The sequence below is a fragment of the Tenacibaculum aiptasiae genome (assembly GCF_008806755.1).
GTDB lineage: Bacteria > Bacteroidota > Bacteroidia > Flavobacteriales > Flavobacteriaceae > Polaribacter > Polaribacter aiptasiae.
Window position 1 is genome coordinate 1 of record NZ_WAAU01000049.1, and the last position, 238, is coordinate 238.

The window sequence follows — 238 nt, forward strand, 5'->3', positions numbered from 1 at the left end:
AGGCCAAGGATTGCGGGCCTACTTGTATCAAAATCATAGCGAAACACTATGGTAAAACAATTAACACACAACAGTTAAGAAACTTAAGTGAAACTACTAGAGAAGGAAGTAGCTTATTAGGTTTAAGTGAAGCTGTTGAATCTATAGGTTTTAAATCTTTAGGTGTAAAACTTGCTTATAATAAACTATTAGAAGCTCCACTACCTTGTATTGTACACTGGAATAAAAACCATTATGT

Annotated in this window: 1 protein-coding gene; it reads left to right on the plus strand. The window is 33.2% G+C overall.

Annotation, left to right across the window (positions count from 1 at the left end; translation table 11 throughout):
• Positions 1–238: cysteine peptidase family C39 domain-containing protein (locus tag F7018_RS17945; RefSeq protein WP_246175250.1), on the plus strand; the 238-nt coding region annotated here is incomplete at both ends.